Below are 18,783 nucleotides of genomic sequence, written 5' to 3' on the forward strand. Positions count from 1 at the left end.
GCGAGCCGCTCACACGTGGGTTTGGCAGGCGAATCGTGGGTCGTTTCCCACGACTCGACGACGAACCGGCGTCCCACCACCCCGGGACCGCCCGGCGTCCCACCACCCCGGGACCGCCCGGCGTCCCACCACCCCGGGACCGCCCGGCGTCCCACCACCCCGGGACCGCCCGGCGTCAGGCAGACCCCGGCCGCGGGCCCGGCTACACCTGCTCGCCGAGCTTCACGCCTTCCTTACTCCCGTCATCCCTGCGCGTGTAGGAGAAGCCATCTGCCCCGATCGTCAAGGCAGCCTCTGACGATTCCACTCGTTCCACTATGTCGGCGACCTCTCCGTCAAGGTTCAGCACGGGTGAGGCCTCCGCGTACCAGGACGGCACGACGGGCGTTCCCCACCAGTCACGGCGCTGGTTGTCATGAACGTCCCAGGTGATCACCGGGTTATCCGGGTCGCCGGTGTAATAGTCCTGGGTGTAGATCTCGATCCGGTGGCCGTCCGGGTCGCGAAGGTAGAGGTAGAAGGCATTCGACACTCCGTGCCGGCCCGGACCGCGTTCGATCTTGTCCGACTGGCGCAACGCACCCAGCTGGTCGCAGATGTGCAGAATCTGGTGCCGCTCGTTCGTCGAGAACGCAATATGGTGCAGTCGGGGCCCGTCGCCGCCGGTCAGCGCGACGTCGTGCACCGTTGCCTTCCGGTACATCCACGCGGCGTACACGGTATGGTCCGAATCCTGGATGTCTTCGGACACCTTGAAATCGAGACCCTCGTAATAGCTGCGAGCCGCGGCTATATCCGGAGTGACCACGTTGAAATGGTCGAGCCGCGCAATCGCGCCGGCGCCATGCACGTCATAGCGCTGGGTGAACCGCTCGACATGCTCGGCATCGTAAAAGAACTCCACCGGAAAACCGAGCGGATCCTCGATGGCGACGATCTCACCGATGCCGCGCTTCGTGCCAGCCGACAGTCGCCGAACCGGAACGCCGAGCGCCTGGTAATAGGTCTGTGCGACATCCAGTTCTGCGGCACTTCGTACCCGGTAGCTAAGCGCGGCGCAGGCCGGCACCGGGCCTTTTCGCAGCACGAGCGAGTGGTGCAGGTACTCTTCGAAGCTCCGAAGGTAGATCGCGTCGTCGGTCTCCTCGGTGACGACGAGCCGGAGCACATCCACGTAGAACGCGCGGGACGCCGCGAGATCGCTGACGATGAGTTCGGCGGACGCCGCACGGATGACGTCCGGGGCCGGCGGCAGGTTCGCCGATCGGTCCTGGGAATTCTGGCTCGGGGTGGACATCATTGTCTCCTTAGTACGTGACTTAGTTCGTGACGCCATTATTTGGCGCCGAATTTCGGCGTATGCACGGCACCGAGGGTGAGGTGAACGGCCTGTTCCTCGGTGTAGAAATTGATTGAGCGCTGGCCACCTTCCTGGCCGAGGCCCGAAGCTTTGACTCCGCCGAACGGAGTGCGGAGATCGCGCACATTGTGCGAGTTCATCCAGACCATCCCGGCCTCGATTCCCTGCGAGACGCGGTGGCCGCGCTGCAGGTCGTTGGTCCACACATAAGCGGCCAGGCCGTACTTCACGTTGTTCGCAAGGTCGAGCGCTTCGGTTTCGGAATCGAAAGGCGTGATAGTGACCACCGGCCCGAAGATTTCCTCCTGGAACACCCGGGCGTCGGGCTTGACGTCGGCGAAAACTGTCGGCCGGACATAGTTGCCCTCCGGCAGATCCTCCGGCCGGGCTCCTCCGGCGATCAGCCGGCCTTCCTGCTTGCCGAGTTCGACATAGCTCATCACCTTCGCGTAGTGCTCCGGATGGACGAGCGCCCCGACCTCGGTGTCGGCATCGTGCGGGTCGCCCACCACGATCCGGTCGGCGCGTTCGGCGTAGCGGACGCAGAACTCGTCATAGATGTTGCGGTCCACCAGGATGCGGGAGCCCGCGGTGCAACGCTCACCGTTCAGCGAGAAGACGCCGAACAGCGCAGAGTCGATGGCGGCGTCCAGGTCGGCATCGTCGAACACGACGACGGGCGACTTTCCGCCGAGTTCCATCGACATCGACTTGAGGTTGTCGGCACAGGATCGGTAGATCACCTGACCCGTGGTGGTCTCACCCGTGAACGAGATCAGCGGAACGTCGGGATGTGCCACGAGAGCTGCCCCGGCTTCCTCGCCGATGCCGCCGACCAGGTTGAATACGCCCTTCGGCAGGCCGGCGTCCTCGAAGATCTTCGCCCAGAGGGACGCCGAGAGCGGCGTGAATTCTGCCGGCTTCAGCACAACGGTGCAGCCGGAGGCCAACGCCGGCGCCAGCTTCCAACTCTCCAACATGAACGGCGTGTTCCAGGGCGTGATCAGCCCGGCGACACCGACCGGCTTACGGTTCACATAGTTGATCTGGCTTCCCGGAACCTTGAACGCGTCATCGGTCAGCGACACGATGACGTCGGCGAAGAACCGGAAGTTCTCCGCCGCCCGGCGGGCCTGGCCCAGCGCCTGGCTGATCGGCAGGCCGGTGTCGAAGGTTTCCATTTCGGCCAGCGCACGGTCCTGGCCCTCGACGGCGTCGGCAATGTTGTTCAATACCCGGGCACGCTCGCGTGGCTTCATGGTCGGCCACGGGCCTTCCTTGAACGCGCGGGTGGCCGCGGCGACGGCGAGGTCGATGTCTTCCTTCTGGCCGGCCGCCGCCGTTGCGTAGGCGGTGTTCGTCACCGGATCGAGCACCTCGAATGTCGCGCCGCCGATGGAGTCGCGGAACTCGCCGTCGATGTAGTGCTGCAGATGATCCGGCAGATTGTCGGGAACGAAATGTGTCATTGCTGGTCTCCTTGCGGTGTACGCGGGTGGCTTGTACGCCTAGACGGATGCCGGGGTCGGCGGCTGGGTCAGGTAGCTTTCGGCGGCCTTGGCCAGCTCAGCTACTTTGTGCTGCCCGGCGGGAGTGAGCGGAATCAACGGCGGCCGGACATGATCGCTCGCCAGTAGTCCCCGCTGCTTGAGCAACCACTTGGCCGGTGCCGGGTTGGTCTCGACGAAGAGCAGGTCGACAAGCGGCTGCACCGCGAAGTGAATTTCACGGGCCCGGGCAATATCGCCGTCCTGATAGGCGGTGTACATCTCGGCCACGGCGGCCGGGGCGATGTTGGCCAGGGCAGAGACGAAGCCGACCCCGCCGAGTGGAAGCAATGGCAGGCAGAGCGCCTCGATGCCGGACCAGACCAGGAGGTCGGGCCCGCAGGCGCCCATCACCTTGGAGAAGTGTTCGAAGTCCTTCGTTGTCTCCTTGATGCCGACGAAGTTGTCGAAGTCGGTGAACAACCTCGAGACCGTTTCGGGGGCAATTTCAACCGCGGTGCGGGAAGGCACGTTGTAGGCGATGATCGGCAGGTCCGGGAATTCCCGTGCGACGGTCGCGTACCAGGTGTACAGCGCCTCCTGGGTCGGTCGGGCGTAGTACGGAGTGATGATCAGCGCGGCATCCGCACCCGCTTCGCTGGCCAGTGAGGTCAGCTCGAGGGTTTCGTCGAGCTTCGTTGAGCCGGTGCCAGGGACGAACGGCACCCGGTCGTCGATTTCCTCCGCCACGGCACGGATCCCGGCGGCGCGCTCGGAGATGGTCTGGGACGATGGTTCGCCCGTGGACCCGCCGAAGGAAATACCGTGAGACCCGCTCGCCAACTGCCAGCGAACCAGCCCCTTCAGCGACTCGATATCGACGGCGCCATCGTCGGTGAATGGCGTGATGACGGGCGCAATCGAGCCCTTGATCTGGCCTGGATCGGTACGAAACTTCATTTCTGGGTCCTCTCGTGATCAAGAAAAGCGTGCAGGGTGGCATAGCGGTGGTGCCGGACGGCAGACTCGATTTCCGCCGGGCTGGCGCTGGCGGCTATCAGGTCGAGGATGTGATCGTGCTCGGCCACGGAGTTCGCCGCCCGGCCGGGCACGAATGAGAAAATGGACGAGCGCATCAGGGCCAGGCGCGCCCAGCCCCGGGATGCCAGGTCTTTGAGGTGCTCGTTGGGGCAGGGCGAATAGAGCAGTTCGTGCAGTTCGTTGTTCAGCCGGGTGAACCGTTGCGGATCGAAGTTCTCAAGGCAACGACGCATTTCGTCGTTGATCCCGCGCGCCCGGGCCAGATCCTCCTGGCTGATGAGCTCTGCCGCGAGGGCAGTGGCGGCGCCTTCCACGACGCCGAGCGTCTGCATCGTCCACTCATATTCGGTGGTGTTGATACCGGCGACAGTTGCGCCGATATTGCGTTCGAAGACGACGAGTGATTCCGCCTCCAGGCGCCGGATAGCCTCCCGAACCGGAACCACGGACACGCCAAGGTCCGTGGCCAGCTTGCTCAACGTGAGCCGGTAGCCCGGAGAGAAGCTGCCATCCGTGATCCTGCTGCGGATCGCGCGGTAGGCGGTCTCGGCCTTGGATATCGATGGAGCGACGGATATCGCAGGCGCGGCTGCCGGCGGTAGCGGTGCGGCGGCCTCCGAGGTTGCGGGCGGCGACGGTGCGGCAGCCTCCGAGGTTGCGGACGACGACGGCGCGACGGGGGCTGCGTCGGTGGTCATGACTGGTTCCCGGACGGCGACTCGGCCAGCGGCTGCGGCCGGTCACCGCGACGCTGAGCCCAGTCCTCATACTCGGCGCGGGATTCCTTGGTCAGCGGGTAGAGCCCGTCGACCGAACGACCGGACTGCACCTGTTCGAGGATGAACGCTTCCTCGTGCTCCTGCTGTTCGGAGTCTGCAAGCACCTCGTCGAGCAGCGCCGGCGGGATGACGAGCACGCCGTCATCGTTGCCGACGATGATGTCGCCCGGCTGAACGGTCGCGCCGCCGCAAGAGATCGTGATGTCGGTATCCCAGGGCACGTGACGTCGTCCGAGCACGGCAGGATGCCGACCGCTCGAGTACACCGGCAGGCCAAGGTCGGCGACGGCGGCGGCATCCCGCACAGCGCCATCCGTGATGATGCCTGCGGCGCCGCGGAGCTGGGCGCGGGCGGCGAGGATATCGCCGAGGGTTCCGGCCTCGGAGTGGCCGCGGGCCTCCATCACGAGCACTTCGCCCTCGTTGACGGTGTCGATGGCGCGTTTTTGCGCGTTGTGGCCGCCACCCTTGGCGGCGAACAGGTCCTTGCGGAAGGGGACGTAGCGGAGCGTGCGGGCAGTGCCGATGATCGTGGTTCCGGGGGTCAGCGGGTGGACGCCGTCCAGGCTCACCGTGTCGTAGCCGCGCTTGCGCAGCTGGGCGGACAGGGTGGCGACGGCGACCTTGCCGAGGCGTTCGCGCTGCGTGGCGCTGAGGCCGGCTGGTGCAACGGCCTCGGGTGATGTCGCGGGAGTGGTGGCCGCGGATGTTGCTGCGGGACTGGCGGCCGCGGTCGCGGATGTCTCGATGCGAAGGGCAGCCGCGGAGGTCGCCGCGGGGCCTGACTCCGTGCCGTAGGCATCGGCACGGGCAGCGTCGTCCGGTTTGGCTGGTGACCCGCACTCGCCAAGCGGTGGGCCGGAAACCACCCGGGTTTCAAGCTTGCCGGTGCTCAGCTCTTCATCGTCGAGGGAGCTCACTTCGACCGAAATTACCTGACCTGGTTCGGCCACCGACGCCCCGGCCGGTGTGCCGGTCAGGATCACGTCTCCGGCTTCGAGGGTGGACATCCGGGACAGGTCGGCGACCAGGTGGCCGAAGTCGAAAAGCAGCTCGGCCGTTGTGTCGTCCTGGACGAGTTCGCCGTCCAGCCAGGTGCGGATCCTCAAGCCGTCCGGACGTACCCGGCGCGCGTCGAGGAGCTCCGGGCCGAGCGGGGTGAAGCCGTCGCCGCCCTTGCTGCGCACATTCGAGCCCTTGTCCGCGTACCGGAGGTCGTAGAGCCCGAGATCGTTCGAGGCGGTGACCCACCCGATGTGGCTCCAGCCGTCCTCCGGGCTGACGTTACGAGCCGGCGCGCCGATCACGACCGCGATCTCGCCCTCGAATCCGAGCAGCTCGGTGCCCTCGGGGCGGGCGACCTCACCCGAGCCGGAGAGCGACGATGCCGGCTTGAAGAAGTACGACGCCTGCTCGGGGGTGCGTCCCCGCTGAGCGGCGCGGGACTTGTAATTGAGATGCACGGCGAAAACCTTGCCCGGGCGATGGCCCAGCATCATGGTGACCGCATCGTGCGTGGTGACGGCTTCGTGGCCCAATTGGCACGCTCCACATCGTTGTCGAGGATCGTATATGACTTCATATACTGCCCGGCTATGCTGCTCACGTCAAGGGTTGGCGGATGTTCGTCGCAGTTTGAGCCCTGGCGACGATGCGGTGAGCGACGCGGACGACGCGACCGTGCGATAGCGGTCTGGCGAGGCGTCTAATACGCAACGGTGAAGTGGCGTAGACCGGGTTGCGGGTTCTCGATTTCGTCAAGGGCGGCGATGGCGAGATCTTCGGCTGAAATCCGTGAATCTCCGTTGACGTCGATGAGGATCTGATTTCCTCCGCGCCGGTAGGACCCTGTGCGCGTGCCCGGCCCGAATAGCGCAGGCGGGCTCAGGTAGGTCCAGTCCGCTGGATGTGTTGTGCAGGCGTTGAATTGGTCGAGGCTGGCCTGCGCGATGGTTCGCCACTGTTGGGGGACGAAACGCGGGTCGTCGATCACGAGTTGGCCTGAGCAGTCGGGGCTCTGGAGTGGGCCCGCGCCGCCGATCACAACGACTCGACGCCCGAGGTTCAAGGCTGCGTCCAGAACTGTGGTCACCAGGCGGTTGGCATCGTCTTCCGTCCCGGGGGCTGGCCTGGTAGCGAGCACGATGACGTCATGCTGTGCCGCAATGCGGCTCATGACCTTCGGATCGGTCGCATTGGCGGTGAACAATTCGAATCCGTCGGGCGATCGTTCGTCGCTGCCTCCTGATCGGGAGAATCCGGAGACGGCGTGTCCTCGCCGGGCTGCTTCTGCAGCGATGCGAGAGCCCGCCATCCCTGTTGCTCCGATAACGGCGATCTTCATGATGCACCCTTTGTCTGTGCGGCGGCGATCGCCGGCTGATTGGCGTTGGTGCTCGTGGCCGTAGGTGGTTTTCTGCCGGGGGCGATCTGACCGGCAGCGATAGCCGTCAAGGCAAGGGCGAATCCGACCATCTGCACTGCGCCGAGGGTCTGGCCAAGGAGGACTGCTCCGAGAGCTGCGGCGACCAGTGGTGAGAGCAGTCCGAGAACGGCGACCGAGGCAGCCGGGAGGCGGGCGATGCCGCTGAACCACAGTGTGTAGGTGAGCAGGCCGCCGATCAGCCCGAGCCAGGCGTAACCGGCCAGTGCTGTGCTGTCGATGCTTGCGGGGACGCCCTCGAAGAGCAGCGTGACGGGCAGGAGAACAAGTCCTCCAGCTGTTAGCTGCCATCCCGCAAGGCCCATCGGGGGCACCCCCGTGGGCCGACCCCATTTCTTGGTGAGAGTGACACCGAATCCCATGAACACCGCGCTCAGTAGCCCGACAGTCACGCCGACCGCGTCGAGCGTCGCTGTGGAGCGCAGCACGACCAGGGCGACGCCGATGACTCCGACGATCCCCCACCACAGTCGCCATGCGGAGAACGGCTCGCGCAGGACGAATATGACGAGGATGGCGACGACAAGGGGTTGCACGGCTCCTAATGTGGCGGCCACACCGCCGGGCAGGTGGTAGGCGGCGATGAACAGCAGCGGGAAGAAGGCGCCGATGTTTAGCACGCCCAGCACGGCAGACTTCCACCACCAGGCACCCGTGGGCAGTGCGCGGGTCAGTGCGATCGCGAGCAGCCCTGCGGGCAATGCCCGCACCAGCGAGGCGAACAGTGGCTGCCCGGTGGGCAGTAGCTCGGTCGTCACGATGTACGTCGTCCCCCATACCGCGGGCGCAACCGCTGTGAGCAACGTGATCCGGAATTTGTCCACCGTAACTCCTCAATATTGAACTGTTTAACGTTAAAAATAGTACGATGGTAGTCTCACTCGGGTCAAACAGTTCAACGTTGAGGGGTGTGGGGTGGAGGACAGCGTCGACGGCATCATTGCCCAGTGGGGGCGAGTGCGACCCGATGTCGATGTCAGTGCGATGGGAGTGTTCGGTAGGCTCTCTCGCCTCACGCGTCTGTTTGAACGCGAGTTGCAGGGAGTCTTTGCTCAGCACGGCCTGCAGCCGGGAGAGTTCGACATTCTCGCGACCCTGCGCCGCGCAGACATCGACGGGCGCGGCCTGACCGCAGGGCAACTTGCGGACAGCGCCATGGTCACATCAGGTGCGATCACCAACAGACTTGACCGACTCCTCGCCAAGGACCTCATCACCCGCGAGACGGACCCGCAGAGTCGCCGCACGATTCGAATCGCCCTCACGCAGCGAGGGTGCGAGGTCATCGATGCAGCCCTGCACGACCATGTTGTCAACGAAGAACGTCTGCTCTCCACGATGACGGCCGGCCAACGCGAACAGCTCGAAGGCATGCTCCGCGCCCTGCTACAGAACCATGAGAACCGGGCCTAGAGTCATCGGCGCTGGACGACACTGCGGGGTGCTAAGCGCGGCAATCACCGGGCAGGCATCGCCGGAAAGGCATACATGAAGACACTGGGCTGGGCGCTTCTGCCACCACTCCTCGCCACGGCCTGTTGTGCTGTTTCTTGGTACCTCGACTGGCTGGACTACTACTGGGATCCCGTCTATTACATCGTGCGTATCACCTGCATCGTTCTGATTCTCGCCGCCGTGTTTGCCAATGTGTTGGCGTGGAAGAAGCTGTCGTGTCCCAAGGTGCTGCCTATAGCTTCCACCAGCGTCTTGGCGCTCGGTGCGGCCGGGATCGTGCTCGCCGCCACGGAGCAACTGATGAGGGGAGTTGGCGGTGACAGCACGGATATCGGCGGGGCGGCTGCGTGGTGGGCCGGCACGTTCCTGGCGTTCTGGTCCTCATGGATCTCGTCGTCCCTGTACCTCGGTATCGCGATCTGGAAGCGGAAGCGCCGCCGTGCCTAACGGGCGCTTCGACATACCTCAATGGCGCGGCTCGAATGCCACGGCCGGGACAATCCGCGCCCACCGGACGAGTAACCAGGCGCCGCGAACTAGGCTGAACTCGTGACTCCGGCCCAGTTCTCGACGCTTCGGCAACGAATGACTGAGGTGTATCGCCCGATCAGCGACCGGACCGTCGACTACGAGTACCTGAATCTGCAAGCATGGTGGGCCGACCCCGAGATCCTTGGGTCGATCGGCGCCGCGCTCGCGCGCCCATTCCTCGACCGGGCGCCGAGCTTCGTGATTGGCCCGCCTAGCAGCGGATATCTCCTCGGTGCGCTGACGGCGGCGGCCCTGGGCGTCGGCTTCGCCGCCGTGGCGAAGGAGCAACCGGACACCGTCGACAGTGACAAGTGGCTGATGGCGACCGCGCCGCCCGACTACCGCGACCGGCAGCTGAGTCTTGGCCTACGCGCCGGAACCGTGCGGCCCGGCGACCGCGTCCTGGCAGTCGACGACGTTGCAGAAACCGGCAGTCAGCTGATGACGCTGCGCCGGATCGTGGAGGCGGCCGGCGCAACCTGGCTTGGCGCCTCGGTAGTGCTGGACCTGCTGGACCGGCATCAGCTGCGGCGCGACCTTAACCTGCAGACGATCTTCCACGGGCGCGAACTGTGAGGCTCGCGGGTATTCGCCAATCCACGAAGCTCGGCGTGCTGGCTGTTGCCGGCCTGATGCTCCTGACATCGGGTTGCGGAAACTGGGTGACGGACGAATTCGGCGGTTACCTCGGTGTGACAGTCGATGATTCCGGCGCGCCCGTCATCCTGGTACGAGCCTGCACGCCGCTCACCCCGTACATCGAGCTGGCGGAGGGGCGTGACAATATCCCGGAGTCTGAAGAGAACGTTGAGCGTGGAGCCTGGGAAGCGACCCAGCCGCAGGACGGAATCAGCGAGCTCACCCTGCTTCGGCCCGACCGCAACTGGAAGACGGTGAGCACGGCGAGCAATCTCGAACCGGACAAACTCTTCCTGGTCACTGCCGGCTCTGTTGACGACAATTACTTCCTGTCGCAAGCACAGTTCCGGCCGCGCGAACTGGCGACGCTGGACGGGACAAGCGTCCTGGTGCCCGGCGATGAGGACGGCGGAACCCGAACGATATCCCGCCAGCAGTTCTCCTCGGAGGGATGTACCGATCCGGAGTACAACTAACAGGGTGAGCACGAAAGGCGTCTCCGCTAGCCGAACCGGTAGAGCCGCAGGCTGTTGAGCACCACGAACACCGAGCTGAACGCCATCGCCAGCCCGGCCAGCATTGGGTTGAGCAGGCCGAACGCCGCCAGCGGGATGGCGGCCACGTTGTAGGCGAACGCCCAGAACAGGTTGCCCTTGATGATGCCGAGTGTTTTGCGCGACAGTCGCACCGCGCTCGCTGCCTTGCGCAGGTCACCGCTGATCAGGGTCAGGTCACTCGCCTCGATAGCGGCGTCCGTGCCGGTACCCATCGCGAGGCCGAGATCGGCCTGCGCCAGCGCCGCCGCGTCATTGACGCCGTCCCCGACCATGGCCACGACGGCACCCTCGGCCTGTAGCCGCTGAATCTGTGCGACCTTGTCTTCTGGCCGGACCTCGGCGATGACGTCATCAATGCCAACTTCGGCGGCCACTGCGCGTGCCGCAGCCTCGTTGTCGCCGGTCAGCAGGATCGGCCGGAGTCCAAGCACCTTCAGCTCCGCGACAGCCTGAGCAGAGGTCGGCTTCACGGTGTCCGCAACCGCGAGCGTTCCCGCCAGCTCGCCATCGACTGCGATAGCCACCACTGTCGCCCCGGGAGATGCGGTCGTCGTCCCAGCAGACACGGTCGTCGTCCAGGAAGATACTCCAGCCGCTCCTAAAGATGCTGGCGCCGTCCCAGAAGACCCAGCCACCGGTTCTATAACTTATGCGTGGCTCGGGGGCAAAGAACGCTCGGTCGACACCAGTGCACTATTGTTGATGGGCTCCCGACTGTTCAATTCAATCACTGGCCAATTCACCAGCACTGATCCCGTCGTGGGTGGCAACTTAACCCCCTACGGCTATCCAGTCGACCCAGTCAATTCGTGCGATCTCGACGGCAATTTCTTTTGCCATTGTGGGCGAATGCCTGGTGGCGGCGGCTCCACATTTGGGCGGGGCGGTGGAGGCAAGGCGATTAACAAGTATTCGAAGCGTGCAAGGAAGAATGCTAAGTATCGAAAGCGTGCATCGCGTAACGGGACGAGTACTTCGAAAACAAAAGCAGCAGCGCGAGCCAGGGCTATGCGAGATGCTTCACGGGCAATTTGTGGACGATACCGTGGTCTCTGTAGCTCCGGAGATCATTACATAATCGGCGTGGAAAGAAGAAGTATACTAAGCACTACCGGTGGAGATAGCTCGAGGGAAGTATAGTTAAATTGAAACCAAAAAAGAAACTCCGTAAGCTCGCCAAGAAGACGGCCTACGCTCAAGAGGCTTTGGCGAGCCATTTTGCGACGACAATCGAGCCGAATGCTTCTATAGAGGAAGTGATCAATGCAAACAACAATCTGAGGAGCAAACTAAAGGAATATTCTGATGCATGCGCGCGAATAACTGGTTTTACGCTTTTTCGTGACCAAGAATTGCTAGCGAATGTGCTCGATGAAAATGGCGAAGACGCCGACCCGCCGCTCACTGGAACGATCACAGTTTGCATTCTTGAACGATCGGATTTTGCCGTGGACCGTAAACGGCTAGCTGAGCTGCCGGGGATTGGAGAATTGCCACTTGGTGAGCAAATTTATCAGGTAATGCACGATATTGGTATCGACGATTTAGAAGAGACTGGAATAACCGTAATTCAGAGTGCCTCGGTCATATACGAAGCGGACCCCGTCAGGTCAATAGATGTAGATAATGTCGAAGAAGTACTTAGGCCTGTCGGCCGTCGGTTGTACGCTTTTTCTGACGAGTATCTCTAAAGAGTGCGAACTTTTTTTTGCGGCTGGCAGTGCGCCGAATTCTCTGCCAATTCAGTTCTAGATCACTTGGGACCTGAGACGCATAGGTCTGTTCGAAATTTCGAGTAAGCGACTCATTGTTGGTCTTGTAAATCTGTTCTATATACCAGTTGACTAGAAGGGGAGGTAGAAATGGGATTGCGATACCTTGAACAAGACGGAACCATAATGGGAGAGAATAAGCGCCGCTATGATCCAGTAGACATCGAACTGAATATGCTGATTCTACAAAACTTACTGGCGACTTCGCGTCTCCTGGTTAGTGATTACATGAGCTCACAAGAAATAACTGCTGATTCCGAGCGCCTTGCTGATATCCTTGCGAATATTTGTTTCGGGGATTATTGCGAAATGTACACTTATGCTGTGTGCTTATTCAGAGGGAGCGGCGACGACACAGTGATTCTTTTCCAATATCAACATTGATCACCATGTGCCAGATTCGGGTTGTGCAACTTTGGTCACGATGTAGCGGGCGATGGCCAAAGCAGCAACACCATGATCAGGTGGGCGTTGATCGCGCCGCGGGGTCAGGTCACTGGCTTCTATCGCATCCGGTGCAACGACTTAGGAGAAGCTCGTGACTGAGGTACGCCGGTGCGCCATCGATCGGCTGCCGGGCTTTTACTCGGACGCACCTGGGCACAGCAATGTCCTGGCTGCTATGGGCTTGTTCACCGATGATGACGATGAACGGACGTTGCAACTGCTCACTCATTACGGTTTCTCCGTTCAAACAGTAAGAGGTAGACGGTGACCAATGTAGGGAGCGCGAAGAACGCTTACGTCGTTTCCTTCTGCGTCGACACCCTGGCCAACTTTGTGCCCAATCCGAAGCCCATGTTCAAGCAAATTGGCATGAGCCCAGGCAAGGGCCTCAAGCTCGCTCACGCCGCCCGCTTGGCTGCCGATGCGGACCTTCGAGGGTTTTAGCACCCGACCCGGAAAGATCTTGCCGATGCTGTCGTTATCGGTGGCACTTGGTGCCATCCAGATCTGTTTCGGAAGAATGCTTCCGGTCGGGACGCGAACGGTGAGGGACTGTCGGACGATGCAGTGGCATTGGGCAACGCCAACCGCACTGCGCGAAGGCGCGACGAACTCGAGGGCTAAACCTGCAGTGAGTTGTCCTAGCCGAACCGGTAGAGCCGCAGGCTGTTGAGCACCACGAACACCGAGCTGAACGCCATCGCCAGCCCGGCCAGCATTGGGTTGAGCAGGCCGAACGCCGCCAGCGGGATCGCAGCCACGTTGTAGGCGAACGCCCAGAACAGGTTGCCCTTGATAATGCCGAGTGTTTTGCGCGACAGTCGCACCGCGCTCGCTGCCTTGCGCAGGTCACCGCTGATCAGGGTCAGGTCACTCGCCTCGATAGCGGCGTCCGTGCCGGTACCCATCGCGAGGCCGAGATCGGCCTGCGCCAGCGCCGCCGCGTCATTGACGCCGTCCCCGACCATGGCCACGACGGCACCCGCGGCCTGTAGTCGCTGAATCTGTGCGACCTTGTCTTCGGGCCGGACTTCGGCGATGACGTGATCAATGCCGACTTCGGCGGCTACGGTGCGTGCCGCTGCCTCGTTGTCGCCGGTCAGCAGGATTGGCCGGAGTCCAAGCGCCTTCAGCTCCGCGACTGCCTGAGCAGAGGTCGGCTTCACGGTGTCCGCAACCGCGAGCGTTCCCGCCAGCTCGCCATCGACTGCGATAGCCACCACTGTCGCCCCGGGAGATGCGGTCGTCGTCCCAGCAGACACGGTCGTCGTCCAGGAAGGTGCTGCAGCCCCAGAAGTTACTGCTGCCGTTCCAGGAGACCCAGCCGCCGACCCCGGAGTTCTTAGAGCGGTACCCGTGGACGCTGCAACTCCCGCGGGTACTGCGACGTCGATACCTTCGTCAGTCAGCCAGCGGGTCTGGCCAACCAATACCCGGTGGCCGTCTACGTCGGCGGATACCCCACCGCCTGCGGCATTGCGGAAGTTTCGTACCTCAGGCGCCGGCCCGCCAGGCTGCACGCCGTCCGCCTCGTGCTCCCGACGATCGCCGCCAGGCCGCCGCCCGTCGTCGAGCCCGTCCCCGCCGTCATCACCCAGCCGGGATTCGGCAAAGGCGACGATGGCTCGGGCAATCGGGTGCTCGCTGTGCGTTTCGGCCGCGGCGGCAAGGAGCAAAGCGTCATCCGGGCACCGTGCGTCAACCACGCTCATCGCACCCGCGGTGACAGTTCCGGTCTTGTCCAGAACTACGGTGTTCACGGCCCGGGTGCTCTCCAGAATCTCCGGCCCGCGGATGACGATACCCAGCTGCGAGCCGCGGCCGGTGCCGACAGCCAAAGCGGTCGGGGTTGCCAGGCCCAGGGCGCATGGGCAGGCGATAATCAGGACCGAGACCGCCGCCGTCAGCGCGCTGGTCCAGTCACCGACCACGAGACCCCAGATCAGCAGGGTCACCGCGGCGATCGCAAAGACCACCGGAACGAAGACTGCCGAGACCCGGTCAGCCAAGCGCTGCACCGGCGGCTTACCAGTCTGTGAGGCCGCGACCAGCCGCCCGATTCTGGCTAGCGCGGTTTCCGAACCGACCCTGGTGGCCCGAACGGTGAGTCGGCCAGAGGTGTTGATCGTGGCTCCCGTGACTTCGGCGCCTGGCCCAACCTCGACCGGCACGGATTCACCGGTCAGCATCGAATTGTCCACGGCGGAATGTCCGGTCAGCACCACGCCATCGGTGGCCACCTTCTCGCCGGGCCGGACCACGAACTCCTGGCCCACCGACAGTGAGTCGATCGGTACCCGGCGTTCGGTACCGGCGTCGACAACCGCGACGTCTTTTGCGCCGAGTGACAACAATGCGCGCAGAGCGGAGGTGGACCGGCGTTTCGCTGCGGATTCGGCCAGCCGGCCAGCCAACAGGAACGTGGTGACCACTGCGGCCACCTCGAAGTAGATGTGTTGGCCGGCTGGGCCGTCGCCCGGAGTGCCGGCGCTGTTCATGTTGCCGCTCATGCCGCCGCCGGTCAGCGCGCCGCCGACCACAACCCACAATGACCACAGCGTCGCGACGATAATTCCGGCGGACACGAGCGTGTCCATCGTCGAACTTCCGTGCCGGGCGGCCTTGAACGCAGCGGCATGGAACGGCCAGGCGCCCCAGATGACGACCGGGAGTGCAAGCGCGGCAACGACCCACTCCCAGCCGGCGAACTGCAACGGCATCACCATCGAAAGCACCAGCACCGGAATGCTGAGCAGGATGGAAACCCGCAGTCGCGGCTTTAGGCCGGCACCCGGTAGGTCGTCATCGTCGGGCACCGGCCTGCGAACGGATGCCCCGTAACCGGTGCGCTGCACCGTTGCGGTGATGTCGTTGTCTGTTACTGATGCCGGAGCCTGCACCCGGGCCGTCTCCAACGCCAGATTCACCGTGGCGTCCACCCCGTCGAGCTTGCTGAGTTTCCGCTCGATTCGCCCGGCGCATGACGCGCAAGTCATCCCGGTGATGTCGAGATCTATCGTCCTGAGCTCGCCTCGGTCTTCTTCGTGCGTGCTCACTGTCACTCCGTTCGCAGACGGGAATGGTTCACTGTCGCACTCGCAAGCCGGCTGAACGCCATCGCTGCTTCACCGACACCGCTTACCGGCTTACGCCATCCGCAGGCTTTCGGGGCTTAGACCAGGGTGTAGCCGGCCTCTTCGATCGCGGCGCGAACTTCGTCCTCGCCCAGTTCACGCGCGGATTCGACCTGGACAGCTGATTCGCCGCCGGCGTTCAGATCAACGTTCACGGCCTGCACGCCGTCGATGGCTGTCAGCTCTTCGGTCACGGATGCGACGCAGTGCCCGCAGGTCATGCCGCTGACGGTGTAGGTGGTGTTCATCTCTTCGTGCTCCTTGAAGGGTGCCTGATCGGGCAGCGTCAGCTGCGGACCAGGCGGGAGATGGCGGCGGAGGCCTCGGCGACTTTCTCGCGGGCTGCCTCGTCGGAGGTTTTGGCGGCGTCAACAACACAGTGCGCGATGTGCTCTTCGAGCAGACCGACGCTCACGGCGTGCAGTGCCGAGTTGATGGCTGACACCTGGGTCAAAATGTCGATGCAGTATTTATCCTCGTCGACCATCCGGCTGATCCCGCGCACTTGGCCTTCGATTCGCTTGAGCCGTCGCAGGTAGGCAGCCTTCTGCTCCGAGTATCCGTGCTGGCCGGAATCGGTGTGTTCTGCTTTATCGGTCATTACTGTCTCCCTGGTGCGTTGCCGTCAGACACGACCACCTTATACCCAGAGGGGGTATGAGTGCAAGGCGGGATGCCTGCAGCCGGCTCGTCCCGTTCGTGGAAGACGCCTCAGTCAACCGTGACGTCGAACCAGCCGCGATAGCTGAACAATCTGCCGAGCGCCGGAAGAGTGACGATAACCGTGATGTGGTGCTGCTTTCGGCGGGCATCGAAGCGGTGCACAGTGTTCACCGAGGGCCGTAGCGGCCGCGGCAGAAAGAAATGCCGGCCCCGCGCACGGATGGCGGCATCGGCCGAATGCAGATGTAGCTCACCTTCGCGGACGGCTGCGGTCGTGTAAGCGACAATCCGTCGATGCCGGCCGAGATAGTCGACCAGGCCTGTGCCGTTCGCCGTGGTCCAGGATACGACAGTCCGTTCGGCGCCGTCCAGGTTCACGATTCGGGTCGCGCGAAGGCCGCCATCGTCGGCCAGGTTCCGGATAGTGAACGCCACGTTTCTGCCGAAGCCCGACAGCAGCGCCCCATCGCGCTGCAGCGGCGCGAGCAACGGCGCCAGCCAGGGGCGCACGCAGCCAACTTCGTCGAAGACTCCGTGGCCGGTCCAGCCGGTGGCATCTCCTTCGGCGGTGCCGCGAAAGATTTGCTGTAGTTCCGGGTGCAGGCGGTCGAAGTCGCTCCCGAGGGCCTGCTGGAATACGCCGGACATGCTCTCAGGCTACAACCGCGCCACCCGCCGGCGGCTGATCTGTGTGCACAATATGTTCATGATTCGTAAGGCGTGGGCGAGGGTAATGCGCACGCTGCGCCATTGGAGCGTCCCGCAGCGGATACTGGTCGCCAACCTCTTTATGATCGCCGGCCTGATCGTCTTAACGACCTCGCTGATCTACGTCGACGTGCACAATCAGCGCGTCGACGACACTAAGGAAGAAGTTGTAGAGACCGCGGAAACCATCGCGGTCTCGCCCTCGTTGCGCCAGTCATTCCATCGCGTTGACCCCAGCAGAGACCTGCAGCCCTTCGCGATGGATCTGATGCAATCGACCGGGATGGACAGCGTACTGCTGCTCGACACCTCAGGCGAGATCGTCGGCGGGCGGAAGGCAGAATTCATCGGGCAGCAGTACCGCGGCCGGATCGGTCCAGCGCTGGACGGTCGCGCCATCGTGGACATTGTGCAAAGCTCGGCGGGCGACACCCTGATCTACGGCGTGGCTCCCGTGAAGGCCAGTGACGGCGAGGTCGAAGGCATCGTGGTCGCCGGCGTGCGGTACGACAGTCTGCAGGCAAAAATTGCCGAGCACCGGCCCTGGATCGTCGGAGTCGGGGCACTGTCACTCGCGCTGGGCGCCTTGGCCACCTGGCTGACCGCCCGCAACCTCCGCCGCGTCACGGGAGACTACGGCGCGCAAGAGCTGACCAACATGTTCCACTACTACGAATCGGTGCTGCAATCCGTTCGCGAAGGCTTACTCATCGTCAATGGAACGCAGGGGATCGTCCTGCACAATAAGGAGGCCAGCCGTCTTCTGGATCTTCCGTCAAAAAGCGCCCGCACCGTGATCCCGTTCGATGCGCCGAGCCTGCCCGCGCCGCTGCGCGAACTGATCTCCGGCGGGAGCGAGGCCAAGGACGAGATCTACCTGACGCCCTCGCGGGTGCTTGTTGTGAACCAGCAACCGGCGAGCATGGGTAGTGCCGATGCCTCCGGCCAGATCACTCCGGTGGGCAACAGCTGGGTGGTCACGCTCCGTGATCACACCGAATTGCAGGCCCTGACCGGCGAGCTCGACTCGGTGCGCAGTTTTGCGGAGTCACTGCGCTCGCAGGCGCACGAGTTCGCGAACCAGCTTCACACAGTGGTGTCCCTGATCGAACTCGGCCGCTCGGATGAGGCGGTGTCCTTCGCAACCCAGGAACTCAAGCTCTCTCAGGAGCTGGCAGACGATTTGCTCACCGGCCTCGACCATCCCGTGCTCAGCGCGCTGCTGTTGTCGAAGTCCGCGGAAGGACGGGAGCGCGGCATCGATGTCGAGGTTGGCCTGCTCAGGTCAGGCGGTGAAATTCCGCTGGATTCCCGCGAACTGGTCACCATCGTAGGCAACCTGATCGACAACGCCTTCGATGTGGTGAGCTCGAGGAAGAATCACCCCCGGGAACGCAAGGTCCGGGTCGAAATCCGCGGTGGCAGTTCCGACCTGCAGATTGAGGTTTCGGACTCCGGGCGTGGAATGGCCGACGACGATGTCGACCGGGTATTCACCCGCGGCTGGTCTACCAAGCATGAATCGTCGTCCGACGTCGCGCCCGAGCATAAGCCGTTTTCCCGCGGCCTCGGGCTCGCCCTGGTGTCACAGGCCGTGCAGAGGCTTGGCGGCGCCATCGATGTGCGACCACGCGGAGAAGAACCGGAGCAATTGTCCGGCGCCGCCTTCATCATCTGGTTGCCGTTTTCGGCAATCGGTGTGTCCGGAAGAACATAGACAGTGTAAATTCCTCTGACATATCATCATCGACAGCAGACGGGAGAGAA

18 protein-coding genes and 1 pseudogene are annotated in these 18,783 nt (G+C 63.5%); 7 read left to right on the top strand and 12 right to left on the bottom strand.

Going from position 1 to position 18,783, the window contains the following annotated elements; translation table 11 throughout:
• Positions 1 to 202 precede the first annotated feature (202 nt).
• The 7 genes from hpaD to LWF01_RS17865 form a co-directional block, all read right to left on the bottom strand.
• Complete coding sequence (hpaD, locus tag LWF01_RS17835) at positions 203 to 1,297, bottom strand: 3,4-dihydroxyphenylacetate 2,3-dioxygenase (protein ID WP_349638719.1); 1,095 nt, start codon at positions 1,295 to 1,297, stop codon at positions 203 to 205.
• A 38-nt stretch (positions 1,298 to 1,335) separates the two neighbouring features.
• Positions 1,336 to 2,829 carry a 5-carboxymethyl-2-hydroxymuconate semialdehyde dehydrogenase gene (gene hpaE / locus LWF01_RS17840; protein WP_349638720.1) on the bottom strand — a complete coding sequence of 498 codons (1,494 nt, stop codon included), beginning with the start codon at positions 2,827 to 2,829 and terminating at the stop codon, positions 1,336 to 1,338.
• 39 nt (positions 2,830 to 2,868) lie between these two features.
• Positions 2,869 to 3,807: a 4-hydroxy-tetrahydrodipicolinate synthase gene (gene dapA, locus LWF01_RS17845; RefSeq protein ID WP_349638721.1), complete on the bottom strand. Its 939-nt coding sequence runs from the start codon at positions 3,805 to 3,807 to the stop codon at positions 2,869 to 2,871.
• Positions 3,804 to 4,586, bottom strand: a complete 783-nt coding sequence (locus LWF01_RS17850; RefSeq protein ID WP_349638722.1) for a GntR family transcriptional regulator — start codon at positions 4,584 to 4,586, stop codon at positions 3,804 to 3,806. Before LWF01_RS17850 ends, dapA begins: the two co-directional genes overlap by 4 nt.
• Positions 4,583 to 6,166, bottom strand: a complete 1,584-nt coding sequence (locus LWF01_RS17855) for a fumarylacetoacetate hydrolase family protein (protein ID WP_432762031.1) — start codon at positions 6,164 to 6,166, stop codon at positions 4,583 to 4,585. The genes LWF01_RS17850 and LWF01_RS17855 overlap by 4 nt, the downstream gene beginning before the upstream one ends.
• Before the next feature lie 206 nt (positions 6,167 to 6,372).
• Positions 6,373 to 7,011, bottom strand: a complete 639-nt coding sequence (locus LWF01_RS17860) for an NAD(P)-dependent oxidoreductase (RefSeq protein WP_349638723.1) — start codon at positions 7,009 to 7,011, stop codon at positions 6,373 to 6,375.
• On the bottom strand, positions 7,008 to 7,934 hold the full coding sequence (locus tag LWF01_RS17865; RefSeq protein WP_349638724.1) for an EamA family transporter: 927 nt from the start codon (positions 7,932 to 7,934) through the stop codon (positions 7,008 to 7,010). Before LWF01_RS17865 ends, LWF01_RS17860 begins: the two co-directional genes overlap by 4 nt.
• A gap of 91 nt (positions 7,935 to 8,025) precedes the next feature.
• Here LWF01_RS17865 and LWF01_RS17870 point away from each other — a divergent pair, with 91 nt between their 5' ends.
• The 4 genes from LWF01_RS17870 (at position 8,026) to LWF01_RS17885 (ending at position 10,211) form a co-directional block, all read left to right on the top strand.
• Positions 8,026 to 8,523, top strand: a complete 498-nt coding sequence (locus LWF01_RS17870; protein ID WP_349638725.1) for a MarR family winged helix-turn-helix transcriptional regulator — start codon at positions 8,026 to 8,028, stop codon at positions 8,521 to 8,523.
• Positions 8,524 to 8,598: 75 nt separating this feature from the next.
• Positions 8,599 to 9,012, top strand: coding sequence for a hypothetical protein (locus LWF01_RS17875; RefSeq protein WP_349638726.1), 414 nt, complete (start codon positions 8,599 to 8,601; stop codon positions 9,010 to 9,012).
• A gap of 102 nt (positions 9,013 to 9,114) precedes the next feature.
• Positions 9,115 to 9,672: a phosphoribosyltransferase family protein gene (locus tag LWF01_RS17880; RefSeq protein WP_349638727.1), complete on the top strand. Its 558-nt coding sequence runs from the start codon at positions 9,115 to 9,117 to the stop codon at positions 9,670 to 9,672.
• A complete protein-coding gene (locus LWF01_RS17885; RefSeq protein WP_349638728.1) occupies positions 9,669 to 10,211 on the top strand; it encodes a hypothetical protein in 543 nt (180 codons plus the stop codon). The genes LWF01_RS17880 and LWF01_RS17885 overlap by 4 nt, the downstream gene beginning before the upstream one ends.
• Positions 10,212 to 10,237: 26 nt before the next feature.
• Here LWF01_RS17885 and LWF01_RS17890 read toward each other — a convergent pair.
• Positions 10,238 to 10,828 (bottom strand): annotated as a pseudogene (locus tag LWF01_RS17890) (HAD-IC family P-type ATPase); the annotation flags it as partial.
• A gap of 609 nt (positions 10,829 to 11,437) precedes the next feature.
• On the opposite strand from LWF01_RS17890, the gene LWF01_RS17895 reads away from it, so the two are divergent.
• Both LWF01_RS17895 and LWF01_RS17900 read left to right on the top strand, forming a co-directional pair.
• Positions 11,438 to 11,983 carry a hypothetical protein gene (locus LWF01_RS17895; protein WP_349638729.1) on the top strand — a complete coding sequence of 182 codons (546 nt, stop codon included), beginning with the start codon at positions 11,438 to 11,440 and terminating at the stop codon, positions 11,981 to 11,983.
• Positions 11,984 to 12,775: 792 nt separating this feature from the next.
• Positions 12,776 to 12,955: a hypothetical protein gene (locus tag LWF01_RS17900; RefSeq protein ID WP_349638730.1), complete on the top strand. Its 180-nt coding sequence runs from the start codon at positions 12,776 to 12,778 to the stop codon at positions 12,953 to 12,955.
• Between the two features lie 197 nt (positions 12,956 to 13,152).
• Here the strand turns inward: LWF01_RS17900 and LWF01_RS17905 are convergent, their stop codons facing one another.
• From LWF01_RS17905 to LWF01_RS17920, 4 genes are all read right to left on the bottom strand, one after another.
• The gene (locus LWF01_RS17905) at positions 13,153 to 15,507 is read right to left on the bottom strand and encodes a heavy metal translocating P-type ATPase (protein WP_349640953.1); all 2,355 of its coding nucleotides are present in this window, start codon (positions 15,505 to 15,507) and stop codon (positions 13,153 to 13,155) included.
• A gap of 176 nt (positions 15,508 to 15,683) precedes the next feature.
• The gene (locus LWF01_RS17910) at positions 15,684 to 15,893 is read right to left on the bottom strand and encodes a heavy-metal-associated domain-containing protein (protein WP_349638731.1); all 210 of its coding nucleotides are present in this window, start codon (positions 15,891 to 15,893) and stop codon (positions 15,684 to 15,686) included.
• 38 nt (positions 15,894 to 15,931) lie between these two features.
• Complete coding sequence (locus LWF01_RS17915) at positions 15,932 to 16,246, bottom strand: metal-sensitive transcriptional regulator (RefSeq protein ID WP_349638732.1); 315 nt, start codon at positions 16,244 to 16,246, stop codon at positions 15,932 to 15,934.
• Positions 16,247 to 16,356: 110 nt separating this feature from the next.
• Positions 16,357 to 16,956 carry a DUF4166 domain-containing protein gene (locus LWF01_RS17920; protein WP_349638733.1) on the bottom strand — a complete coding sequence of 200 codons (600 nt, stop codon included), beginning with the start codon at positions 16,954 to 16,956 and terminating at the stop codon, positions 16,357 to 16,359.
• Positions 16,957 to 17,014: 58 nt separating this feature from the next.
• On the opposite strand from LWF01_RS17920, the gene LWF01_RS17925 reads away from it, so the two are divergent.
• Complete coding sequence (locus LWF01_RS17925) at positions 17,015 to 18,733, top strand: sensor histidine kinase (RefSeq protein ID WP_349638734.1); 1,719 nt, start codon at positions 17,015 to 17,017, stop codon at positions 18,731 to 18,733.
• The last annotated feature ends 50 nt before the right edge of the window (positions 18,734 to 18,783 follow it).

This window comes from Saxibacter everestensis, from assembly GCF_025787225.1.
Lineage (GTDB): Bacteria > Actinomycetota > Actinomycetes > Actinomycetales > Brevibacteriaceae > Saxibacter > Saxibacter everestensis.